The 22905-nt window shown below is 60.4% G+C and carries 19 protein-coding genes; 9 read left to right on the plus strand and 10 right to left on the minus strand.

The genetic code is table 11. The annotated features are described in order from the left end of the window. Positions 1-475: 475 nt before the first annotated feature. A complete protein-coding gene (locus tag PV375_RS04445) occupies positions 476-859 on the plus strand; it encodes a hypothetical protein (RefSeq protein WP_332106309.1) in 384 nt (127 codons plus the stop codon). A 188-nt stretch (positions 860-1047) separates the two neighbouring features. On the opposite strand, the gene PV375_RS04450 is transcribed toward PV375_RS04445, so the two are convergent. Genes PV375_RS04450 through PV375_RS04490 form a run of 9 tightly spaced genes read right to left on the minus strand, consistent with a single transcriptional unit; the run spans position 1048 to position 13226 of the window. After that, the gene (locus PV375_RS04450; protein ID WP_332106310.1) at positions 1048-2061 is read right to left on the minus strand and encodes a DUF3644 domain-containing protein; all 1014 of its coding nucleotides are present in this window, start codon (positions 2059-2061) and stop codon (positions 1048-1050) included. A 30-nt stretch (positions 2062-2091) separates the two neighbouring features. Next, positions 2092-4938 carry an SNF2-related protein gene (locus tag PV375_RS04455; protein ID WP_332106311.1) on the minus strand — a complete coding sequence of 949 codons (2847 nt, stop codon included), beginning with the start codon at positions 4936-4938 and terminating at the stop codon, positions 2092-2094. 15 nt (positions 4939-4953) lie between these two features. Beyond that, positions 4954-7917, minus strand: coding sequence for a restriction endonuclease (locus tag PV375_RS04460; RefSeq protein ID WP_332106312.1), 2964 nt, complete (start codon positions 7915-7917; stop codon positions 4954-4956). Positions 7918-7932: 15 nt separating this feature from the next. Then, the gene (locus PV375_RS04465) at positions 7933-9771 is read right to left on the minus strand and encodes a site-specific DNA-methyltransferase (RefSeq protein WP_332106313.1); all 1839 of its coding nucleotides are present in this window, start codon (positions 9769-9771) and stop codon (positions 7933-7935) included. After that, on the minus strand, positions 9768-9926 hold the full coding sequence (locus PV375_RS04470; protein WP_332106314.1) for a hypothetical protein: 159 nt from the start codon (positions 9924-9926) through the stop codon (positions 9768-9770). The genes PV375_RS04465 and PV375_RS04470 overlap by 4 nt, the downstream gene beginning before the upstream one ends. Next, on the minus strand, positions 9919-10149 hold the full coding sequence (locus PV375_RS04475; protein ID WP_332106315.1) for a helix-turn-helix domain-containing protein: 231 nt from the start codon (positions 10147-10149) through the stop codon (positions 9919-9921). The genes PV375_RS04470 and PV375_RS04475 overlap by 8 nt, the downstream gene beginning before the upstream one ends. Next, complete coding sequence (locus PV375_RS04480; protein ID WP_332106316.1) at positions 10146-11825, minus strand: DUF2326 domain-containing protein; 1680 nt, start codon at positions 11823-11825, stop codon at positions 10146-10148. The genes PV375_RS04475 and PV375_RS04480 overlap by 4 nt, the downstream gene beginning before the upstream one ends. A gap of 43 nt (positions 11826-11868) precedes the next feature. Beyond that, positions 11869-12096: an ABC-three component system middle component 7 gene (locus PV375_RS04485; RefSeq protein WP_013888277.1), complete on the minus strand. Its 228-nt coding sequence runs from the start codon at positions 12094-12096 to the stop codon at positions 11869-11871. Further along, positions 12093-13226, minus strand: coding sequence for an ABC-three component system protein (locus PV375_RS04490; protein ID WP_013888276.1), 1134 nt, complete (start codon positions 13224-13226; stop codon positions 12093-12095). Before PV375_RS04490 ends, PV375_RS04485 begins: the two co-directional genes overlap by 4 nt. Positions 13227-13635: 409 nt before the next feature. Between PV375_RS04490 and PV375_RS04495 the strand changes: the two genes are divergently transcribed. The 8 genes from PV375_RS04495 (at position 13636) to PV375_RS04530 (ending at position 21018) form a co-directional block, all read left to right on the plus strand. Beyond that, positions 13636-14175: a sigma-70 family RNA polymerase sigma factor gene (locus PV375_RS04495; RefSeq protein ID WP_332106317.1), complete on the plus strand. Its 540-nt coding sequence runs from the start codon at positions 13636-13638 to the stop codon at positions 14173-14175. Positions 14176-14271: 96 nt separating this feature from the next. Further along, positions 14272-14508 (plus strand): hypothetical protein, encoded by a 237-nt coding sequence (locus PV375_RS04500; RefSeq protein ID WP_332106318.1) that lies wholly within the window; start codon positions 14272-14274, stop codon positions 14506-14508. Further along, positions 14505-14927 (plus strand): hypothetical protein, encoded by a 423-nt coding sequence (locus PV375_RS04505; protein WP_332106319.1) that lies wholly within the window; start codon positions 14505-14507, stop codon positions 14925-14927. Before PV375_RS04500 ends, PV375_RS04505 begins: the two co-directional genes overlap by 4 nt. Continuing rightward, positions 14920-16053, plus strand: coding sequence for a DUF2800 domain-containing protein (locus tag PV375_RS04510; RefSeq protein ID WP_332106320.1), 1134 nt, complete (start codon positions 14920-14922; stop codon positions 16051-16053). Before PV375_RS04505 ends, PV375_RS04510 begins: the two co-directional genes overlap by 8 nt. A gap of 25 nt (positions 16054-16078) precedes the next feature. Continuing rightward, positions 16079-16636 carry a DUF2815 family protein gene (locus PV375_RS04515; RefSeq protein ID WP_332106321.1) on the plus strand — a complete coding sequence of 186 codons (558 nt, stop codon included), beginning with the start codon at positions 16079-16081 and terminating at the stop codon, positions 16634-16636. A 17-nt stretch (positions 16637-16653) separates the two neighbouring features. Then, on the plus strand, positions 16654-16863 hold the full coding sequence (locus tag PV375_RS04520; protein ID WP_049189298.1) for a hypothetical protein: 210 nt from the start codon (positions 16654-16656) through the stop codon (positions 16861-16863). A gap of 78 nt (positions 16864-16941) precedes the next feature. Further along, positions 16942-18372: a DNA polymerase gene (locus PV375_RS04525; RefSeq protein ID WP_332106322.1), complete on the plus strand. Its 1431-nt coding sequence runs from the start codon at positions 16942-16944 to the stop codon at positions 18370-18372. Positions 18373-18426: 54 nt separating this feature from the next. Further along, positions 18427-21018, plus strand: coding sequence for an excinuclease ABC subunit UvrA (locus PV375_RS04530; protein ID WP_332106323.1), 2592 nt, complete (start codon positions 18427-18429; stop codon positions 21016-21018). Between the two features lie 355 nt (positions 21019-21373). On the opposite strand, the gene PV375_RS04535 is transcribed toward PV375_RS04530, so the two are convergent. Beyond that, positions 21374-22876, minus strand: coding sequence for an MFS transporter (locus tag PV375_RS04535; protein ID WP_332106324.1), 1503 nt, complete (start codon positions 22874-22876; stop codon positions 21374-21376). Between the last annotated feature and the right edge of the window lie 29 nt (positions 22877-22905).

Genomic DNA, 22905 nt, shown 5'->3' on the forward strand with positions numbered 1-22905 from the left:
CGGCTTCACCAGAGCCTGGGCTACCGCACGCCGGCTGAAGTAGAAGCCGAATTTTGGGAACACCACCCCGGTCAAGGAATAATGGAAATCAAGGCACAAGCCTAGGAACAAAACTCAGGGCACTTCAAAGCTTTGTAGTTGACTAGGAGTGCAGATGGTCGTCGGCCCACCTGCAAGAACGAATAGCAAGCGGTATCGTCTACAGGTAGAGGTGCTACCCGCATCATTTGTCGAGACCCCGCGTCTATTCTTGCGCGCGAAATCCCGACTGGTTCACCTCTCTCCGGACGCCAGCCGGGTAGCGACGTGCCAGATACTCAGCGGTACAGCAGGCTAATCTCCAAACGTCCGCGGCAGCCGGAAATCCCAGTTCATCGCCGGTATCGAAGCTGTTCGATGGCCCTGCTCCGCACTGGGGTCTTGTATCCAACGTGACCAGTTGTGCGATCCTTTCGCGGGTACCAGCACATTCTTGGTGAGGTTGCTGCAATCGGGCATCATCGAACCCCATGACCTTGCCCGCAAATACGCGGGCGAACTGTTTGCGACTGAGATTCTGCTGCTGGCCTATTATGTGTCGGCCGTGAATATCGAGACAACCTACAACGCGCTGCAAGCCGAAGCAGCGAAGCGTGAGGGCGCATCCGAGCCTGCGTACGAAACTTTCACTGGCATCGCACTCGCCGACACTTTCCAAGTGTACGAGAAGGGTGATGGTCTGGACGAGTCAGTGTTTGTGGAGAATAACGCCAGCATTCAGCGACAGATCAATGCACCTATCAATGTGATCATTGGCAAACGTTGGTTGTCGCTATTGATACGAGATAACGGTGTGTGCGAGTACGCGTTAGCCGCTTAAAACCTGCTGGAAGGCAGGATCTAGGAATCCGTGTGCTGCTCGCGAGCATTCTCGCGGTAGTAGTGACAGGGGTGTTCAGGCGTCTTCCGCCTGAGCTGCAGCACCATTTGTACCCACCAGGAGCACTGGAAGCCGTGGCGTCAAAATGTATGGGTCGCCGTCAAAAGGTATCGAGGAGGGTGTTCGCCCTACTTCTTCCCGCACCGTTTCTCCCGCAGGTAGTTCTTATATTCCTCCCGGACACGATCGAAATCCTCGTCGGTTTGGTTCTTGAGGAAACTCAAGGCATCACCCGACCAGACACAGGAAGGATTGTGTTTTCCTCGCCAGGCATACTTCGTGTCTTCGCGGAGTCCGTGCCGCCAAGCCATACACGTGAGATCATGCATCGTGAGCTTCCTGCCATGCTTCCGGAACTCATTCGCCCGCTCCACCAATTCCCCTGCTGAAAACGGGTGAGTGTCATTGGGATCGACTTTGCGCTGAACGATTGTTGTTGGCGCGCCTTGGTTAATGGCAACCTCAAGATCGGCACGGCTAATCTTCTTGCCTGATTGCAGGTTGATCTCCTGAACGATTGCGATCCGCCCCATGTCAGCGCCTAGGCTTTCGGCCTTGCCTATAATCTGCCGTAGGTCTCGAAGGAAGTCCTCGACTACCTGTGCAGACTTCACATCTCCATCCACCCGGAGCGAGCGAATCGTATCGCTTGGGGTACGAGCCGCCAGTGGGAGCAACGTCCACGTGATGTCATCGGCTAGGTCCTTGTCGAAAATCTCAAGCACGAAGTCTCTGTAGTTCACAATGCTCTGCTGTAAGAACATGTAGAGGACGCTATTTAGATCGTCAGCGACGTAAAGGTGAATGATCTTATTTCGATATTCGGTCAGGATGTGGAGGTTCGCTCGGACGCCGTCGCCATCAACCGTTTCAGGCCAAAGACGATACTTGTCCATTTCTGCGATACAGTGCTCCAGCGATAAGGACCTGTAGTCCTCTCCGCGCTTCTTCTTGTAGAAGATGTTCTTCCGGGATTTTCGCAATGCCGCCTTTAAAATGAGTTCCCACGCATTGACGACCAAGACGGTGACGACCTGCTCCCGGTACGTTGTCTGCGGCTTGTTGTAAACCTCGATCGCGGCGAGCATCGCGGCGCGTGAGTTGTCGCAGAGCTTCTTGTGTGACACGTACGGCCTAGCCATCAGTAGCATCTTTCTCAACGACACACATCGTCAGATCACCTCCCAGGTGATGGTGAACAGTTCGCGACGGTTCTCGGTGGCGTTAAGGGCGTCGCGGGCGCTGTCGAGGTACTCCTCGGACTCGTCGCGCAGCCGGTTGCGCTCGGTGCGGTATTCATCTTCGGCGTCGTCGATCTTGCGTCGCCACTGGCGGGCTTCTTGCTTGAGCTTGAGCTCTTCGGTGGCGCTGGTCGCCTTGCGAGCCGCCTTCTTCGCGGTGGTCTCTTTGGCTTGGTACTCGCGAATCTTCGCATCAAACTTCGCTTTGTGGTCGAGGCGGGCTGCTTCGATGAGCTCTTCTTGCTGGAGGAAAAACCCAGCGTTGCGATCCTCCACGTCTTGGCCGAGCTCAGTGAGTTGAGCGTCGAGTGCGTCCTCGAACCCAGCGTCGTCAACCGCACCTGCGGTGATGTTGATGCAGGTGAGGTCGAGGAGGTCACGGACCTGATCATGGTCCATCGGGGTGCCATCAGCGAGGAACCCGACTGTGAGCAGGTAGGACTCGCGCAGTTGTTGCTTGCCTGCCTTCATGGTGAAGGTAGCTTCCTCGATCCGTAACCGCCCGGACTTCTTCTTGAGCCGCTTCGCAACCGTCGTGGCGCGTTCGGAGCCTTTGATCTGAAACGTGAGGTGGGCCGGTGGAGTGTCGTGGTTTTTCGCATGCTCGATCACCCAGGCACATAGCTCACTGGCATACCGGTATTGGTGTGCGCCTTTGCGTGGCTCGGACTTGAAGTAGTACTCGCCGGTCGGGATGCCCACTTCTGGGGCGTCCTTGAGGGTGAATTGGGTGCCGGTCTCGTTAAAGGTGGCAATGTTGCCCAGCTCGTGGCGGGTGACCTCGATGAGGAGGCGTTCGAAGGCGTTGAGGACGACGCCGGTTTGGGCGTCGTAGGACTTGAGCTTGTCGCGCACCTTCGGGTCGAGGTTGTCGAACACCTTGGCGCGGGTCTTCTTCATCTCCCGGTTGATCTGCTTCGCGTACTTCGCTTCGAGAGCAGTAAACGCGGCATCGATCTCGGCGGAGGTCTTGCAGTTGTCAAGGATGTGGGCGATATTCTTCTCGAAATCCAGGCCGTCTTCGATCTGACCGAGGACCTCATCGGACGCGCCGAACACCGAGGTGAACAACTCGAACTTCTCCGTGAGTAGTTCGAGGATGCGTTCTTCGGCGAGGTTTCCTTTGTTGGAGAAGTTGACGACCACGACGTTGTGTTTCTGCCCGAAGCGGTGCACGCGGCCGATGCGCTGCTCGATGCGTTGCGGGTTCCACGGCAGGTCATAGTTGACCAGCATCGAGCAGAACTGCAGGTTGATACCCTCCGCGGCAGCCTCGGTCGCGATCATGAGCCGTCCCCGCTCACGGAATTCATCCACGAGGGCTTTACGCCGGTCGGCAGCAGGAATACCTGTGACAAGATCACCGCCCTCGTTCTCCTCGAGCCACCGCTTGTAGATCGTGTTGGCTTCCGGACTGGTATTGGTGCCGTTGAACAAGACGAGGCCTTCGCCCCATCCGGCCTCGGTGAGGGATCGGGCGAGGTAGTCCTGGGTGACGGTGGAGTCGGTGAAGATGATCGCCTTCTCTGGCGCACCAATCTCGCGCAGCTTCGCAAAGCCCTGCTCGAGCGCATCAACCAGCTTCACAGCCTTCTGGTTGACGGTAATGGAGCGGGCGAGCTTTGCGTACTCGCGCAGCTCTTCGACTTCGCGGAGCATCGCCTGGCGCTGCTCCGGGTCAATCACCTCAGAGGTGACTGGGGTGTTTTCTGCTTCTTCCCGTAGCTCGCTGGTGACGTCTGGGTCACCGACGAAGCCACCGGCGTCGTTGCGTCGGCGTCCGGCGCGGACTTCCGCTTCGAGGCGGTCTGCAGTGCGCTCCAGAGTGGAGGCGACGGCGTAGGAGGAGGAGCCGAGGCGCTTTCGCATGATGAGCGCGGACAGGTGGCGTTGGGATTTCGCGAAAGCCCACAGAAACGGCCGCTGCAGGTACTCGTTGATCTTGTCGTACAGCTCGATCTCGGCATCGCTCGGGGTAAACGCGACGGTCAGCGGCATGCGCTCGGTGAAGCGAATGTACTTATCCGCATCCTTGCGAAGCGTCCGTTTCGCCACCATCGCGACCCGCTGGGCGAGGTCGTCGTTACCGACCCCGTCAGGGTTGTCCAGGTAGCGTTCCTTGAACGCATCCAGCGAATGGAAGTAGTCCGGCGCGAATACCGAAACCAGCCCGTAGAGTTCCTCGAGCCGGTTCTGCAGCGGCGTCGCGGTGAGCATGACGGTCTTCGAGGCAGCGCGGCAGATGCGGGCGACGTTTGCTGCGATCTTGGCTTGCCCGGTCCAGTGAGAGCGCAGACGGTGGGCTTCATCGCAGACCACGAGATCCCAGGTGCGGATCATCTTCGTGGTCTGCGAGTTCGCGAACTCATACGAGCAGATGAGGATCTGATCCTTCGCGCCTGGCCCGGTCAACTCATCAATGTTGGTGCGATCGAGCAGTGAGGCGGGCAGAGCGAATTTCTCGTCCAGTTCCTGCTTCCACTGCTGGCGCAGCGACGATGGTGCAATGATGAGGATGCGCCGGTTGCGCTGTGCCCAGTATTGGGAGATGACGATTCCGGCCTCGATCGTTTTACCAAGCCCGACCTCGTCGGCAAGGATCACCCCGTCCAAGAACGGGGTTTGGAGGGCGAACAGGGCGGCGTCGACCTGGTGGGGTTTGGGCTCCACCTGCGCATCGAACAACAACCCCGCAAGCTTGCCGACATGGTCGGAGGCATAGGAGCGGTCGAGCTCATGTGCGTAGAGCTTGGACTGATAGTCACTCAAATACTGCACTCGTCGCCGCTCCCCTTAGACTTCCCACCGCTCAGGGGCCGACACCGCATAATCCACGCCGATCGCGGCGAAGTGTTTCATGGCGGCCTTGATCTTCGCGTTCTCGCTCGGGCGGCGCTTCGCCGGGTCCTGGCTCGACTTCGTCTCCCGCACCAGGTACAGGTGCTCAGTGCCGTCCTCAACCTTGATGATCGCCCAGTCCGGGTTGTAATCACCCACCGGTGTAGGCACACGGAATTTGTCGGGCAGTTTCATGAACAACTTGATGTCCTCACGCCCATCCAAGTACTGAGCGAACTGTCGCTCCACTGCCGAGTCGAGCACCAGGTAGTCGAAGTCCGTCTTCTCCTTATTCGTCACCTTGTACAGCTGGTCGATGAACCGGTCCTTCTCTTCCAACCCATCGGCCTGGAGTTCGCGCAGCTCGTAGATGGAGCCGCCGATCGGCTCATACTGGATCCCATCGATGAGGGTGTGAGCCAGCTCGGTCTCGATGCGCTCGGTGACCATTTTGATGAAGTCATTCGGGTTCGCGAGGAAGTCTCCGATCCGGCCGGAGCCGAGCAGGATCTCGATGATCGTCTTCCGCGTCAGCGACGTTGATTCTTGAAGCTGGCTGATGATGTCCGGCAACGGATACGAGTCCGTGAGCACCGTGGACCGGGAGCCCAGTTCCGTGCCCTTCGGGCCACCACGCGTGATCTCAAGCCCCGTGCGGTTGACCTGGATACGGATCGGATCGATCTGCGGCGCCTGCTGGATACTCGCCACACTGCGAGCAATGAGGTCCTCACGATCGAGCGCGACCCGGTAAGTGGTGCGAGCAGTGATTGCCTCCCAGAACTCTTCGAACTCGGGGGTGGCGTAGACCTGCTTGTTGAGGGTGCGGGGCTGGCGCTTGCGCTTGTGCTTGACGATCGTTTCGATCTTGCAGCCATCGACGATCCGGATGACGTCTTCCTCGTAACCTGCAAACTCGTCGGGAAGGTTTACAGTGAAGCCCAGCTGGTCTGGCACCCACGTGCCCATCACCTCACCGGCGGCGTTGATGTACCCCTGGCTGTGGAGCGACTCCCAGATCTCACCGGAGCGCTTCGTCCCTAGCCGCATCTCCTTACCCGTCACCTCATCAACCACCGGCAAGGCAGCGAACTCAGTCCGTCTCACGTATCCGATCGCCACACCAGCCTGCTTGTACTCATCCTGCAGTGCAGACGCGAACGCCTTGTAGGACTCGTTCGCCACGACAGTGAGTTGTGCGGTGCCCGCATCCTTGATGCGCTCACCCTCTTGGTTCACTGGCAGGCGCAGGCCACGGCCGATGGTCTGGCGGCGCTCGGTCTCTGAGGACATGTCGCGCAGCGTGCAGATCTGGAACACGTTCGGGTTATCCCACCCCTCACGTAAAGCGGAGTGGGAGAAGATGAACCGCACCGGCTCATCCATGCTGAGCAGCCGGGCCTTGTCCTTCATGATCAGCTCGTAGGCGTCATCGTCGGCCTTTGTCTTGCCCGAGGAGTCCTTGAACGTCATCCGAGCGTCTTTGCCCTTCCCTGCCTTCATCTGTGCGAAGTACCCAGAGCGCACCTCCACCGGATCCTCGGGCAGGAACGCGTGCGAGGCTGGGTTCTTCGCGCGCTCTTCAACGTAGATCGCGTCGAAGGCCTCGGCGAACGGGCCGCGCGCATCGAGGTTGTTGATGCCCTCACCAAGATAGGAGGCGACCTTGTCGATGAAGAACAGCGACAGCACTTTGATACCGTGCTCGTGAACCTGGGTCTCCTTGCGGATGTGCTCACGGATGGTTTCGCGGATCATCTCGCGAAACACAGCGTCCTGGTTATCGCCAATCGCCTCACCCACCCGCAGATATCCGTGGTTGGTGAGCTCGATCTGCTCGGGTTGGACGCTGATCTCGTTGATCCGCCAATTACCCTCGTATGCTGGGTTCCCACCGGAAAGGCGCTCTAAATCGGCGCCTTGGGTGGCGGAGACCTTCTTCTTCGCGAAGCCGCCGTCCTTCTTCCGCACCACCAGCTCCAGCGACGCTTTGAACGACGGGTCGCGCTTGACCTCCAGCAACTTCACATACGGCTTCGCCGCGCCGCCCATTTCCAGGGCGTCGGAGACGACGATCGTCTTCACCAACTCCAGCCGGTGAGCGTCCAACGGATCGAGCCGGTACACCACGTTGCGGGTGGTCCGGTGGGTTGCCGAGTAGCGCAGGGTGCACAGCGGGTTCAGGTCGGCGACGGCCGACTGGGAGAGCCGGGACTCCATGTTCTGCGGCTCGTCCATAATGACGATCGGTCGAGTTGCCTGCAGATAATCCAGCGGCCGCAGCCCGGAGAGTTTGTCTCGCTGCTGGTGAATAATGCGTGTGTTCTTATCGCCTCTAATCGAGTCGATCGTCATCACCAAGAACTGCAACGATGTGGCCGTAGCAAAATCTCGCACGTCCTCAGCACGGTCACCGGAGTACACGTTGTAATCCATATTGATTTGCGGGTACAAGTGGCGGAAGTGCTCGCGCATCAACTGAATACTCGTCTTCACACCCTCACGGATCGCCACCGAGGGCACAAGGATAATGAACTTGTTGAATTGATAATTGCTGGCGAGCTCGAACGCGGTACGCAAGTAGACGTAGGTTTTACCTGTACCGGTCTCCATCTCAATGTCGAATTGGAGACCATCAACCAAGTCATCGTTGATCTCAAGCCCGTTGCGATCCTGTACTCGGCGCAGATTCGTGGCAATCGTGTCCTCATCAAGCACGAGGTTGTTGCCGTAGGCGCCGATTTCCTGAAAAAGATCGTTTTGCTCTAAGCCCGGAATCTCGAGCATGGGCATGGAAGACTGAAACTCCAACTTTGTAAAGAGCTGGTCGGCATCGGCAGGCTGCCCATCGAACAGATCCGTGACAGCCTCGATGGCGCTAGTCTGGTAAGGCTGGCGGGGATCAAACTGAAAACGCATCACTCAGTCCTCGCCCTACGCCGTCCACAGATCAACATTGCGGGTGCGGCACTCCTGCACCAGATTCGTCTTCAGCTCATCATTGCCCTTGAATGCATCCTCCAGGATCACGAGCCGCTCCGGCTCCTTTGCGACCATCGCACGCAGCTGATCCAGAGTCGGAGTCATATGCTCATCAAGGTAGGCCAATACGAGCCCATCAGCCACACTGAAAGCCTCGAGACCCTCGACGTTGACCGTCTCGATCTTCTCCGACAACGAGAAGCCGAGTTTCAATAACACCTCAGTCAGCAGCGCCTCGGGGCGGGCATGATCATCAGCCGAATCAGCAAGATCTGCGAACAAACCAACCAGCTCATCCTCAGATAGGCCTGAGTCCGCCTTCCACTTCGTGAAATTCGTATCCACGAGTTTGTAAGCACGGAAACCGACATCGAGGGAATCTGCCCGGCCATCAAGTTTCGACGCTTCTTCCTCGAGAATCTTCTTACCCGCACGACGAATACGTTCCCGGGTGATCTGTGAGATCGTTTCGTATCCGGCCTTTTGTGCCTCAGAATTCTCCTCAGTGGGCTCAGGAAGCTGTACCGAGATGCATCGCCGGGTGCCCCCATCGTTAGCATTCAGCTGCATAACTGCGTGAGCTGTCGTTCCTGAGCCCGCGAAAAAGTCTAGAACCATCGCATCGCGATCAGAACTAAAGAAGGTTGCGCCGAGAACAAATTGTTGAATCAAGGAAGTTGGCTTCGGGTAGTCAAAGGCACTTGCCAAATCTGCACCAAGTGCCTTGAGGTCGGAATTTCCATTCTTATTAAGGTGCTTGATGACTGAATAAAACTTTGAGCCGTCTTCTGAGACCTTCCGATATCTGCCTACTACGTGAAACCCTCCAATTTTCGCTAAAAGGATGTACTTCCCTTCCGCTAGGCCTTTGTCGATCTCATCCTTCTTTTCCTGGCCGTGGTAATGAAGGATCTCTTCGTACATGCATGTGCCATACTTGCCGAATTCCTTCCGAAGCCAGTCCTCTTCGATCCAGTAATCTTCGCCGTCAATAGCTACTGTCTTTCCACGGATTTCCTTGGGGCGCAATAGCGGTTTGAACGACGATAGCGACCTAGCGTAAACGAATAGGCTGTCGTGCCCTTTGATCATTTGTTTGGCGAGGCCGCCACCTTCTGCGCGAATGATGCTAAACACTCCGACTCGATTTGACTCACCAAAAATCTCATCGAGTACTCCGCACAGGTGTGAAGCTTCTGTATCGTCGATGGAAACTGCAATGCAGCCGTCTTTGCGGAGCAGGTTCCTCGCCAGTTTGAGGCGTGGATACATCATGTTGAGCCAGTTGGAGTGAAAGCGTCCTGCCGACTCAGAGTTGGTGGACAGTTTCCCAGCCTCGTCGACCTGGCCGGTGCGTTCGAGGTAGGAGCCGATGGGGTCGGCGTAGTCGTCTTGGTAGACGAAGTCGTTGCCGGTGTTGTAGGGCGGGTCGATGTAGATCATCTTGATCTTGTCGTAGTAGTGCTTTTGCAGGGTCTTGAGCACTTCGAGGTTGTCTCCCTCGATGAAGACGTTCTGGGTGGTGTCCCAGTTGACCGAGTTCTCCTTGTCCGGCATCAAGGTTGCGGTGGTCGGGGTTTGGGCGGCGCGAATTGCTTCGCGCTTGCCTGGCCACGTCAGACCGAATCGCTCGCGGCCGTCCTCGACGTCGATGTCGAGGATCGTCTTGAGCGTGTCGAGGTTGATCTTGCCGTCGGCTACGACCTCGGGGAAGAGTTCTGCGAGTTTGGTGGCTGCTTCGGTGGCGAAGTCGGGGGTGGTGCGTGGCACTTCGTTGAGTTCTTCGGTCATTGCTTGCTCCATGGGTTCGTGAAAGTCGGGGTGTCTGCGGCGCTGCTGCCGCTGAATGCTGTCTGGGTGGTCGGCTCCGGTGCCGGGCTGCGCGGGCGCGTTCCCATGGCCCGTTTCTCCAGATAGAAGCCGGTCGAGGTGAGCGTGTTACGCATCGCTTTCACCTCCTTCGTGGGTGGCTGGGGCGATCGCGGCGATTTGTTCGAGGTTGCAGTTCAGTTCGGTACAGATCCTGGCAAGAACCTCTGTGGTGACGTTGCCGTCTTTGCCCATCTTGGCAATGGTGGCGGCAGACAGGCCGGTGGCGAGGCGGAGGTCTTCTTTGGTCATGTCGCGGTCGATGAGGAGTTTCCACAGGGGTTTGAAGCTGATCTTCATCGCTGGCCTCCTTCGCTGGTCTGTGGGGCGTGGTGGTCGGTGGTTTCGGTGTTCCAGGTGAAGCCGTAGAGGGCCTCGGCGCCTTCGCCGAGATGGATGACTTGGGCTGGGGCGACACGTTCTTCGGCCTTGGTGCCGTAGGCCTTTGTGGCGTCGAAGGAGAAGAACACTTGCTTCGGCTCACCCGCTCTGCTGGTGAGGTTTGCGGTGTTGCTGTAGACGGTAAGGAGTTCCGCGACGGGAGCGAACGCAATCAGTTTGATGATGGCTGAGTCGTGGATGAGGAACGGCAACGGTGTGGAGCGCAAGACGGCGATGTCGAGAGCGACGAGGTGATTGAATTTCGCGCCGGAGCCGGTGTCGCCGTTGTGGTCGAAGGTGTAGGAGACGCCTTTGGTGACGGCTTTGAAGGTGAAAATCGGGGCGTTCTGCGGTTCGCTCGGATACAAGGCGTCCATCACGTCTCGCATCTCGGCGTTGATCTGTGTGGTGAGTTCACCGAGCGTAGCGGGGATGCTTTCGTCGATCTCCTTCTTGAGAGCTTTGCGTTCTTCTTTGAGCTTCTGGTTGTGGTCGAAGGTGCGGATCTGCTCGTCAAGCTGGGTGATCTTCGTGTGCAGTTCGAGGGAGCGTTGATAGGTTTCGTCATCGAGCTGCACGGATTCGCCGAGCGAGACGATCCTTGCTTGCTGGGCCCGGATTTCCCGCTGCAGTGCCGCGACCTGGGTGGTGTAGAGGCGGCGTTGTTCGGTGAGCTGTTCTTCGAGAATGCCGGTGAGAGCATGGTGGTAGTACTCGACGGTTTCCAGGTGCTCGCGGTTTGCATGGGGGAAGTAGGTGTAGAACTCTTCGAGGTCATCGGTGGTGATGCGAGTGCGACCAGCGAGGGTGGCTTCCACGATCGCCAGCTTCCCTGTCAACTGGTCGAGTTGCTCAGTCAGGGGCCGCAGCTGGGCGCGGAGGAGTTGTTGTTCTTGGCGCGCCTTGCGGTCGGCATCGAAGAGGTCAAGATCGGCCTGTCGATGGACACGCGTTGCCTCAGCCTTTGCTTCAGCGAGCTCACGCTCTGCCCGGTCACGGTCGGCCTTTTTGGTGAGTTTGATGTAGTTGGAGTACTGGCCTTTCGCTATCGCATCTAGCGCATCGACCTCGCTACGCACTTTCGCATAGCGGTCCTGGATTTCCTCGATCTCCGCATACGCACCAAACAACCGTAGTAGCGCGGCCGCGCCGCTGGTGTCGCTCTCGCGTGGGGCTGCGGCGAGGGGCTTGTCGAGCATCGCAATCCCGGATTCATCCACGCGGGAGAATCGGCCCACCAGGTCACGCCACGATGTGCCCGCCTCGTCGAGTCCGTAGGAGGTGAGCAGGAAACCCATGTACTCATCGATTGACATCTCGTCGCCGGGGATGGTCCAGCCGGGGTCTTGGTAGGTGGCGACGAATCCGGGACGAGAGGTGTCGCGGGAGAAATGATGGTTGATGCCGTGGATGCGCAGCGTGAAATAGATGACGTGGTGTCGTACCGCCGTGGCCATCGTGACCGCATCCGAGCTCAAGAAATCACGGCCACCGTAGACGAAGTCGATGATCTGCAGAACGGTGGACTTGCCGATCGAGTTTTGCGCCCCGTCGGCACCTTCGATGATGTTCAGCCCCGCATGGAACTCAATCACCGGCCGTTTCTCACCGTGGTGTTTGAAGGCTGGGGACCAGAGTCTAGTGAGCACGAGCAATCACCCCTTGGTCGGTATCGAGGCTGAGGGTGCCGAGCGTGAGCAGCAGTGTGAGGGCGTCGATCATGTCCTCGGTCGCCAACTGCTCCTCGAGGCGGTCGTGAAGTTCGGCGACGCTCATGGGTGCAGTATCGAGGCTGCGCATGATGGTGACGAAGTCAGCGAGGACGGTTTCGCTGAAGCAGTAGAGCTTGTTGGGGAGCCGAATCATGCGCTCACCGCCACGGTCCTTGGTGTGAACAGGTCGCAGATCTGGATCATGAACGCCACGACAACCCCGCACGCGTATCGGTCAACGTGAGTGTGCTCGTGGATCCATGCGGTTAGGCGTTGCCAGATGTTGTACTGGCTCATGCCGCTGTCGTCCAAGACGTCCCACGCAGATTGAATCTGGCGGCGCATCTTCGAAAACTTGAAGTCCCCTTGAGCTTCGAGGGCCTTGGCGGTGTTGCGGACGACTGGCTCGTAAGTGGCCATCGCATCGAAACACAGGCGTAGCAGTGCCATGTCGTCGATCTTCTGTTGCAACGTCATCGCGCTGTAATCCGTGTCGCGGACCGCCTCTTCGAAGGGTAGCTGGTTGATGACAGCGAGCAGTTGGCTGATCTTGCGGTCCAGCCCGAGAGGAGCAAGGCCCTCGTCAACGTTCTCTGTTGCGGTGAGTGCTCGGTTATGGGCTCGCAACTGGGCGAGATCGGCCTCAATGTGAGCAAGGTTGAAACGCTCCGCACACGGCTTGCACATGACTGCGAAGTCGCCCGAGCCGAACGGCTCGGTGGCGTCGTCGAGAAAGACGATGTCGTAGGAGGCCTGTGAGGAATCGTGAGACCTGGACCGAAGCGGCGTGCAACAGGTGGCGCAGCCACGTGAGCGCGTCAGAAGCAAGTCACGATTCTTGGTGAGCGCGGCAAGGATCTTCGCACGCCTGAGCACTGCGGCGGTCCTGTCAGGCAGTCCGGCTTTCTCGTGGAGGATGCCGACGAGCAGCTCGGCAACGCCGTACTCGAAGTTCTCCAGATCTACGTGTTCGTCGTGGTCGGCGATGTTCTGAGCGATGAGTTCCTGGGTGGCCAGATCCAACCCGTAAAGGCGTTCAACGAAGGCGTCGATGTCGAGACGGGGACAGATCGCATTGGCGAGCTTCTTCGTGAACCCCGAAGCCCTGGACGCCATCGACTCGAGCACCGAGTCTGACGGCAGTGTCGATGGGTCTCGGTTGGTGCCCCACTCGTCTTCGGTAACTGTCGTGAACATAGAGATCAGCTCACGCATTCGCTCAGCACGCGCGAGGCCACCGGGCAGGGCTGGGGCGAGGCATGCAGCCAGCTCGTGGAACTTCACTCGCCCTCCTCGTCTCTGCGGGTCTCACGGTTCCTCACGGATTCGCCTCACACTTTCTCACGGCCTGGCGAACCCCGATTTCTAGGGTTTTAACCAGATACCACGACCAGTCGCGGCCACCACGAACGTGAAGACGTTCTTCACATCTTACCGTGAGCCGCCGACAAAATGCGGCTCAACACAAGCGTGCAGACCACACGACTGGCCAGGTGTCTCGATCGGGAAGCGTACGGCCTGGTCGTCAACAGAAAACAAGTTCATACGGAGACTCGCTAAGCGCTTGGCGGATACCCGAGACCACCCCTGGCAACCGGTGTTGGTCGCGGGGTCCGCCTTTCTGTGCTTAGCAACTCGTCTTCGAACTTGACGCGCACACGCGGGTCTCCCTTCACACGAAGGGAAAACCCTGATGGCTACCGAGCCAAAACATGTCAAGATCCAGCTCAAGCATGAGCGCATCGAGGGGATCAGTGAACGCTATCCCACCAGCAGTGCGACGTATTTCATTACTGCTGACAAAGCCGAGATCGTGGTTGAACGTGATCTCGAACTGCGCCGCCAGGAAGCGGCAGATCCAGAAATGGTAGAGCGTCGCAGCATCCATGAGATTTGTGACGACCTGAGCAAGCACGATTACAACAACGCGAAGCAGCACCTTCGTAACACCGCCTATCGGTCCGTATCTGCAAGGGACGACGATGATGATCTCTCCGTCGTTGACGTGGTTGTCTCTCATGAGGGCGAGGACCCTGCGGATGCCTGGGCGACCGCAGAGATGATACGTGAGGCCTTGGCGAGTCTCGATCCGAAGGATCGCCTGGTGGTGGCTGGCATCCATTTGCACGGCTTTACCCAATCCCAGATCGCTCGCGTATTGGGCGTATCTCAACCAGCGGTGGCGAAAAGGCTGAAGAAGGCCGAAGCACGCCTGCGTGAGCTTCTGTCCTAGGCAGGTTATAAAACAGCTCTGCCCGAAGCCCTTCCTATGCAAGGCCACCCCAGCCAATCCCGGTTCCGGGTCTTGCATAGGAAGGGAGGTCCGCTGATGCGGCACCAATTGAATCTCGACCTGGCGACCCGTGAAAAGGTCGTGGGTCTGCGCCGGGTCACCCTGCGTGAACGACTTGCCCGACTCATTCTCGGTGAGCCTAAAGAGTTCACTCTGGTCGTCCCCGGCGACAGCGTCGACCAGGTCACCATCACTCAGCACGGCGATGACGACGACCTCATGGCACTGGCTCGCGCCGTCGGCGTTACCCGGAGTGGTGGTGATGCCGCGTGAACGTCACCGAAGCTAACCGCTACGTTCCGGCGCTGAACCGGATCGCGGAGGGAGTCACGATGCTGGCCTCAGCGATCGAAGAGGCCGCATGGGAATCGTTCGAGGACCACCCTGGCATGTCGGGGGCTCGGCCAATCGCCGCAGCCCAGCTCGCCCAGCCAGCGCTGGAGGCTGCAGCCGACGAGTGCGAAGCGGCCCACCAGCCTCCCGCCCCGGAACCTGCCCCGGCCCCGGTCCCGGAGGTTGTGCGGGTGTCGTTGGGGCAGGTCCGCACTGTGTTGGCGCGCTTGTCGCAGGCAGGTCATACCGCGCAGGTGCGTGAGCTGATCCAGGCAGCTGGTGCGAACAAGCTCTCCGAGGTTGACCCCTCCAAGTTCGGGCAGCTGCTGGAGCAAGCGGAAGCGATTGCTGATGCCTGACCAGCACGCACTGCTCAGCGCCTCGGGAGCGCACCGCTGGTTGGCCTGCCCGCCGTCGGCAACGCTGGAGGCCGGGCTGCCGGAGTCCTCCTCGCAGGCTGCCGAGCAGGGAACCGCCGCGCATGCGCTTGCGGAGTGGAAGCTGCGCCGTGCCCTCCATGACGCGCCGTCCACGAAGCCGGTCTCGAGCTGGCATGACGAGCAGATGGATGTCCTGACTGATGACTACGTGGCCTTCGTCCAGGAGCGGGTGCGTGATGTGCGGCAGGCGTGTGCTGATCCGCAAGTGCTCATCGAGCAGCGCCTGGACTTCTCCCACGTGGTGCCGGGTGGATTCGGCACTGGCGACTGCGTGATCATCGCTGAGCCCACGCTTCAGATCATCGATTTGAAGTACGGCCAGGGGGTCATGGTCGAGGCCGAAGAGAACCCGCAGCTCATGTTGTATGCGCTCGGAGCGTTGAATGCGTTCGGGTCGCTTTACGACATCACCGAGGTGGCGGTGACGATCTTCCAGCCCAGGCGCTCGAACGTCTCGACGTGGACGATCCCGGTGTTTGAGCTGGAGGCGTGGGCGGAACAGGTGGTGAAGCCTCGTGCCGCGCTGGCTGCCAGCGGTGATGGCGAGTTCGCTCCCGGTGAGTGGTGCCGGTTCTGCAAACTCTCACCTACCTGCCGGACGCGTGCTGAGGCGAACCTTGCGCTTGCCAAACATGAGTTCGCACCACCTGCCGAGCTCACCGATGCCGAGATCGCACAGGTGCTGGCCCAGCTTCCGGATCTGAAGGCCTGGGCTGCCGATGTGGAAGCGTACGCGCTGTCGCTGGCGGTGAACCAGGGCAAGACCTGGCCAGGGTTCAAGCTCGTCGAAGGCCGCTCGATCCGCAAATACTCCGACGAGTCCGCTGTCGCTCAGACGGCTGAGGCAGCCGGTGTCGATGTGTGGGATCGCAAGCTCAAGACGATCACCGCGCTGGAGAGGCAACTGGGCAAGAAGCGGTTTTCCGATCTCCTCGGGGACCTCGTGGTCAAACCCGCCGGTAAGCCCACGCTCGTGCCCGAATCCGACAAGAGACCCGCACTGGAAATCCAGTCAGCAACAGATGAATTCACTGCAATCAAGTAACGAACAAGAAAGAAGGTAAGAAAAGATGTCTGCAACCACGAATCCTACCCGTGTGGTCACCGGCGAGGTTCGCCTGTCCTACGCCAACATTTTCGAGGCGAAGTCCATCCAGGGCGGCAAGCCCAAGTACTCCGTGTCGCTGATCATCCCGAAGTCCGACACCGAGACCCTGGCCAAGATCGAACGCGCCATTGACGCGGCAATCGATGCCGGGACGGCCAAGTTCGGTGGCAAGCGACCGAACAAGGCCGCCTTGAAGCTCCCGCTGCGCGATGGTGACATCGATCGTGACGATGCGGCGTATGCGAACGCGATGTTCGTCAACGCCAACTCGACCACCCCGCCACAGGTCGTGGGCACCGACCTTCAACCCATCCTGGACGTAACCGAGGTCTACTCGGGCTGCTACGCACGGGTGAGCATCAGCTTCTACGCGTTCAACACGAACGGCAACCGGGGTATCGCCTGCGGGCTGGGCAACATCCAGAAGCTGCGTGATGGCGAACCGCTCGGCGGCAACCGGATCAGCGCCGAGGCCGACTTCGGAGGCTTCGCAGCAGCCTCGGACGACTTCCTGAACTAAAAGAGCGGAGAAGCATCATGAACGAGTGTTATTCAGCAGCGCTGTGGGCCGGAACGACTCTGATTGTTGCCTGGGCGATCGGTTCCATCGTAGGTCACCTGCTCGGGGCATGGCTGGCCTCGTGGCTTGAAAACCGCGCGATCCGCAAAGAGCGCCAGTGCGTCACCCAGCTCATGGCAGATGCCGAAGCGCAGCGCGAGCAGTATCCCACGCCTGCTGAACAGTAACCATCACCCCCTGGCCGGGAGACCACGCACCACACGTGTGTGGTCTCCCGGCCCTTACCGCATTGTGGAGCCGATACCGTGCATGAGCTTTTCGTTGATCTTGAAACATTTTCGCCCGTCAACCTCACCAAATCTGGGGTCTACCCTTATGCCGAACACCCAGACTTCGACGTTCTCCTGTTTGGCTACTCCATCGACGGCAATCCCGTTAAGGTCGTTGATGTGGCCTCGAGTGAGCAGCTACCTGCCGAGGTTGCAGAGGCGCTGGTTGATCCGGGCGTGACAAAGTGGGCGTTCAATGCTGCCTTCGAGCGTGTGTGCTTATCCGCTTGGCTGGCCCGACACCACCCAGATCTCATCGCCGGTCGTAACTTTCTGGACCCAGCGCAGTGGCGCTGCACCATGGTCTGGTCCGCCTACCTCGGCCTGCCGATGAGCCTGGATCAGGTCGCCACCGTCCTTGACCTGCCGGTGCGCAAAGACAGTGCAGGTAAGAAACTCATCCGCCAGTTCTGTACCCCGGCCACACCCAGCGTCTTCAACCAGGACGGGATGCGCAATCCACCCGCATCCGACCCGGACGGGTGGGAGCAGTTCATCTCCTACAACCGGCGCGACGTCGAGGTGGAGTTGGCCATCCACGACCGGCTCGCCGGTTTCCCGATGCCCGAAGCCGAGTGGGACACCTACGCCCTGGACCAGAACGTCAACGACACCGGCATTCGGCTCGACCGGGTGCTCGTGGACAACGCTGTGGCGTGCGACCGGCAGCACCGCGCCGCCACACTGACCCGCGCCCAGGAACTCACTGGACTGGAGAACCCGAACTCGCCGATCCAGCTCAAGGAGTGGCTTGCCGATCACGGCACGCCCCTGCAGTCACTGACGAAAGACGAAGTCGCCGCCGCGCTCGACACCGCTACCGGCCAGGTGCGTGAGGTCCTCCTGCTGCGCGGTGAGCTTGCGAAGTCGTCGGTGAAGAAGTACGAGGCCATGCAGCACGTGGCAGGTCGTGATGGGCGCGGACGGGGATTCCTCCAGTTCTACGGGGCAGGGCGCACCGGGCGTTTCGCTGGCCGCCTCGTCCAAGTCCAAAACCTGCCCCGCAACTACCTACCAGACCTCAGTGAGGCCAGAAGCCTCGTGAGGACCGGAAACTATGATGCGGTCGAGCTGCTCTACGACTCCGTTCCCGACACCCTCTCGCAGCTCATCCGCACGGCGTTCATCCCCGCCGACGGGCACCGGTTCGTGGTGGCCGACTTCTCCGCGATCGAGGCGCGGGTCATCGCGTGGCTTGCAGGCGAGGCCACCACGCTTGAGGCCTTCCGTGACGGGAAGGATTTGTACTGCGAGACCGCGAGCCGCATGTTCGGGGTCCCCGTCGACAAGCACGGAGCCAACGCCGAGCTGCGTCAGAAGGGCAAGATCGCAGTGCTCGCCTGTGGCTATCAAGGCGGCGTCGGTGCCCTGAAAGCCATGGGGGCGCGGCGGCGGGACTCGCGCTAATCGTCGAGCCCTCACCACCTACACCAGCCCGGCCTGCCCTATAGAGTGGCCACCATGACTCACGCCCAGCCCGAGTTCCAGGCTCCACACGCAACGGCGCGCGCGGAGCACGATCCCATGATCCGGGTGCGTGACGCGCACCTACACAACCTGAAACACATCGACGTCGACCTGCCGCGCGACACCCTCGTGGCCATCACCGGCGTGTCAGGTTCGGGAAAATCCAGCCTCGCTTTCGGCACCATCCACGGCGAGGCGCAGCGCCGCTACCTGGAGTCCGTCGCTCCCTTCGCCCGCCGGCTCATCGGTGGCGCAGTCAACCCGCGCGTCGGGTCGGTCACTGGCCTGCCGCCGACGGTGGCCCTACAACAGTCCACCACCCTGGGCGGGGCGCGCTCCTCCGTCGGCACGATCTCCAACATGTCGAACAGTATTCGGCTCCTGTTTTCCCGCTCCGGGACCTACCCGGCCGGCATGCGCGAGCGGCTCGAATACGGCCGGCTCGACTCCGACGCGTTCTCCCCCAACACCACCGCCGGCATGTGCCCCGAATGCCAAGGAACCGGCACCGTGCACCGGCCCACGGAAGAGTCGATGGTGCCGGACCCCAGCCTGTCCATCTGGGATGGCGCGATCGCCGCGTGGCCAGGAGCCTGGCTGGGCAAGAACTTCCGAGACATCCTGGGAACCCTCGGCTACCCGCTGGAGATCCCGTGGCGGGACATTCCACAAAAGGACCGCGACTGGATCCTGTTCACGCACGAGCAGCCGGTAGTCACCGTCCACCCTGTGCGGGACGAAAACGCCGTGCACGGGTCCTATAAAGGCAAATGGCGCTCGGTAGCCACCTACCTCACCGACACTCTCGCGGAAACGGAGTCGGATAAGAACCGCCGCCGCGTGCTTTCCTTCATGCATTCATCCACGTGCCCGACGTGCCAGGGCCGCGGCTTCCAGCCGGATACCCTGCAGGTCACCTACGACGGCTACGCGATCGACGAATTCAACAACCTGGCACTGAAGGACGTGCTGGCCGCACTGGAGGACCGCCTCCATCACGTGGAGGGAATCAGCAAGCAGCAGTGGAACGAGCACGACGAAGCCGAAAAACTACTGCTGGATCAGGTGCTCCCCACGGTGCGCGCGGCGATCGAGCTGGGGCTGGGGCACCTGAGCCTCTCCCGCCCGGCACGCAGCTTGTCTGCGGGTGAGCATCAGCGCCTGCGGCTAGCTTCCCAGTTGAACTCGAACCTGTTCGGCACAACCTATGTGCTGGATGAGCCCTCTGCCGGCCTGCACGTCGTGGAGCGAAAAGCGGTCTCTGAGCTACTGCAACGGTTCATCGACGCGGGTAATTCGGTGCTTCTGGTGGAGCACGACATGTCCCTGGTCGCGGGATGCGATTGGATCGTGGATATCGGCCCGCGCGCCGGTGAGCGCGGCGGTCAGCTGGTGTTCTCCGGCCCCACTGACGAGTTCCGCGCCAAAGCCGAGCAGCTGGGATCCCCGACGGCAGCCGCGTTGAATGCGGACTTCCCGGAGCTGACGGACACCCCGGCCGGCACCGGGGAATCCATCGCCCTGACCGGCGTGCATGCGCGCGCTTTCGATGGGGCCGATGTGGATTTCCCGCTGGGTGCGCTCACCGCAGTCACGGGCGTGTCCGGTTCCGGTAAATCCACCTTGGTCATCGGGGTACTGGCCGGCGCGGCGGCGCGTTCGGCCAAGCAGGTCGTGGGCGCCGATGAGGCCACCGCCGAGGACGCGGATGCTGAGTTCACGGCTGGTTCCGATCCTTCCGAGGATTTCCGTGTGGATAGCGCAACGGGGTTGGATAAGATCCGCCGCCTGGTTCACATCACCCAGAAGCCGATTGGCCGCACGGTGCGTTCCACCGTCGCGACCTACACGGGTCTTTTCGATCACGTCCGCAAGATCTTCGCCGCAACACCGGAGGCTAAGCGGCGCGGCATGTCGGTATCTGATTTTTCTTACAACACCCCGAAGGGCCGCTGCCCGGAGTGCGATGGTGCGGGCAGCATCGAGGTTGAGCTGGTGTTCCTGCCGGGCACCTACACGACTTGCCCGGCCTGCCACGGCAAGCGCTATAAGCCGGAGATCCTTGAGGTGCAGTGGAACGGCCGCAGCATCGCGGATGTTTTGACGCTGACCGTGGATGAGGCGCTGGAGGCTTTCGCTCAGGAGCCGCGGATTCTGCGCTCGGTTGAACTCCTCCACGCGCTCGGCCTGGGCTACCTGCGGTTGGGGCAGGGTTCCCCGGAGCTCTCGGGTGGCGAGGCGCAGCGCATCAAACTGGCCTCCGAGATGCAGCGCGGCTCCAGCCGTAAGCACAGCCTGTACCTTTTGGACGAGCCGACGACGGGGCTACATCCCGCGGACGTTGACCTGTTGCTCGCCCAGTTGCGTCGCTTGGTAGAGGACGGCGCGACGGTGGTCGTGGTTGAGCACGACCTCCGGGTGGTCGCGCAGGCTGACCACGTCATCGACGTCGGCCCGGGAGCCGGCGACGAAGGCGGCCAGATACTGGCCACCGGGACGCCGGCCGAGGTCGCTCAACAGGGGGTGCGCTCGGATTCACGCTCGGTGACGGCTCAGACTCTGGCCGAACGGGCCGGGATGCGCTGAGCCTGACTGCAGGGGTGCAGGAATGGCATGCCCGAGGCGGCGATAGCGCGCAGCGAGACACCCGTCCCATGCTCTTCAACCAGCGCCCGCGCAGCCCGCAGGATCCCCTCGCGGTTTTGTGTCGCATCCGCTCTCATCTGACGCCTCATGTGACCTCCCCAGTTGCATTAAGTACATCCGGAGCGCCATGCTCCACTTGGAAGCGGAGTGAACCGCTCCACTTATCGAGGGGGCCTGATGCCAACCACGCGAAGCAACACACCAGAAACAGGGCAGCAAGACGCCACAAAGAAGCGGCCCCCTCGGCCAGCGCGGTAAATCCGAAGTTACCGGCCAGCAAATAGCGGGTTGCCCACTACCCCGGCGCCTCGCCAGCGGCACGCTCACGCGCATCCACCCGATAATCGAGCCACGAAAACACCAGCGCCACAACACTCAGCGCCACCAGCACCACCATGCCCCACACATAGGCATGCCGGTACGTATCTTCGCCCCCTGCGGCAGCATCAACAGGGCCACCTGGCGTCATCCCCACGGCCGCCAACACCGCATAAAACACCGATGTCGCCACCGCGATGCCCATCGCGTTACCCAGCCGCTGCCCCACCTGCATGAACGAACCGCCCACACCGGCCGCAGCCAACGGCACATGTTTCATAGTGCGCATCTGGTTGGCCGACATCACCAGGCCCGGCCCAACACCGCCCACAGCGAGCATCGCGGTAAACAGCCACGGCGTGTGCGCCACCGGCGCGAACGCCCCCACCAACAGCATCCCCAGCAGCATCGCCACATAGATCAGCACGCCATAGAACACCATCCGTGCAGCCCACGTAAACGTGTACCGTCCCGCCCAGGCCGCAACCACCGCCGAAATCAACGCGTACGGAATCGAGAACGCACCCACGTTCACGGCCGCGAAGCCCAGCCCCTGCTGCGTGTAAAGCGTCATCAGCAAAAACATCGGCGGCATCACCGCAAACCACAGCGTCGAGATGATCACACCATTGCGATACGACGCCCAACGAAACAGCCCAAAGTCAATCACCGGATTGCGGCCGCTCACCAAATACTGCCGCTCCCACCACACAAAAACAGCCCCAACAATCACCGCTGCCGCCAACAGCCACCAGCGCTGCGGCGAATCAGCATCGGTGCCGGTGGTCAACACGAACGGCAACATCACCAGCAGCACCGTCGCCGCCATCAACAACACCCCGACCAGGTCGAGATCCCGGCTCGCTACACCCTTCGGATGCGCCTGCCGGCCCGGCAGCAGCCACACCGCAAACGGCAAAATAATCAGCGCGATCGGCACGTTCATCCCAAACGTCCAGCGCCAACCGAGCTCCTCCCCCATGATGCCAATGAACAGTCCGCCGATCGTGGGGCCGAACGCGGTACCCAGCCCAATCGACGCACCGAAAATACCGAACGCCTTACCGCGCTCGCGCCCCTGAAAAAGGTTCTGGATCAGACCAATCACCTGCGGCATGAGAATCCCGGCCGCAACACCCTGCACCAGGCGCGCCACCACCAGCGCGGTCGCATCCCACGCCAAAGCACACAGCAAACTCGCGACCGTGAACGTGATCAGCCCGATCACAAACATCGCCTTGCGATTCCACAGGTCGCCAAGCCGGCCCGAAGGCACCAGCAAAATACCGAACGCGAGCACATATCCGGCCACAATCAGCTGCGCCTGCGAGCTTGTCGCCCCGAGCGTGTGCTCAATCGGGGTCAGCGTGACGTTGACCTTCACCAGGTCGAGAATGATCGCGATAGCTACCGCCACGCACACCGCGAAAGCGGGCCAATTATTCGCGGCGGCAGGGGTATCAGTAGGTTTGGGATGCACTGCGCCAGCCTACTCCCTCGCCAAATAGT

The organism is Gulosibacter sp. GYB002, assembly GCF_036577665.1.
Taxonomy (GTDB): Bacteria; Actinomycetota; Actinomycetes; order Actinomycetales; family Microbacteriaceae; genus Gulosibacter; species Gulosibacter hominis.

Excerpts from the sequence above, each read along its gene's own strand:
- PV375_RS04450 (WP_332106310.1), bottom strand. The coding sequence starts at position 2,061 with ATGGCTAGGCCGTACGTGTCACACAAGAAGCTCTGCGACAACTCACGC.
- PV375_RS04460 (WP_332106312.1), bottom strand. The coding sequence starts at position 7,917 with ATGCGTTTTCAGTTTGATCCCCGCCAGCCTTACCAGACTAGCGCCATC.
- PV375_RS04465 (WP_332106313.1), bottom strand. The coding sequence starts at position 9,771 with ATGACCGAAGAACTCAACGAAGTGCCACGCACCACCCCCGACTTCGCC.
- PV375_RS04470 (WP_332106314.1), bottom strand. The coding sequence starts at position 9,926 with ATGCGTAACACGCTCACCTCGACCGGCTTCTATCTGGAGAAACGGGCC.
- PV375_RS04475 (WP_332106315.1), bottom strand. The coding sequence starts at position 10,149 with ATGAAGATCAGCTTCAAACCCCTGTGGAAACTCCTCATCGACCGCGAC.
- PV375_RS04485 (WP_013888277.1), bottom strand. The coding sequence starts at position 12,096 with ATGATTCGGCTCCCCAACAAGCTCTACTGCTTCAGCGAAACCGTCCTC.
- PV375_RS04495 (WP_332106317.1), top strand. The coding sequence starts at position 13,636 with ATGGCTACCGAGCCAAAACATGTCAAGATCCAGCTCAAGCATGAGCGC.
- PV375_RS04500 (WP_332106318.1), top strand. The coding sequence starts at position 14,272 with ATGCGGCACCAATTGAATCTCGACCTGGCGACCCGTGAAAAGGTCGTG.
- PV375_RS04510 (WP_332106320.1), top strand. The coding sequence starts at position 14,920 with ATGCCTGACCAGCACGCACTGCTCAGCGCCTCGGGAGCGCACCGCTGG.
- PV375_RS04515 (WP_332106321.1), top strand. The coding sequence starts at position 16,079 with ATGTCTGCAACCACGAATCCTACCCGTGTGGTCACCGGCGAGGTTCGC.
- PV375_RS04520 (WP_049189298.1), top strand. The coding sequence starts at position 16,654 with ATGAACGAGTGTTATTCAGCAGCGCTGTGGGCCGGAACGACTCTGATT.
- PV375_RS04530 (WP_332106323.1), top strand. The coding sequence starts at position 18,427 with ATGACTCACGCCCAGCCCGAGTTCCAGGCTCCACACGCAACGGCGCGC.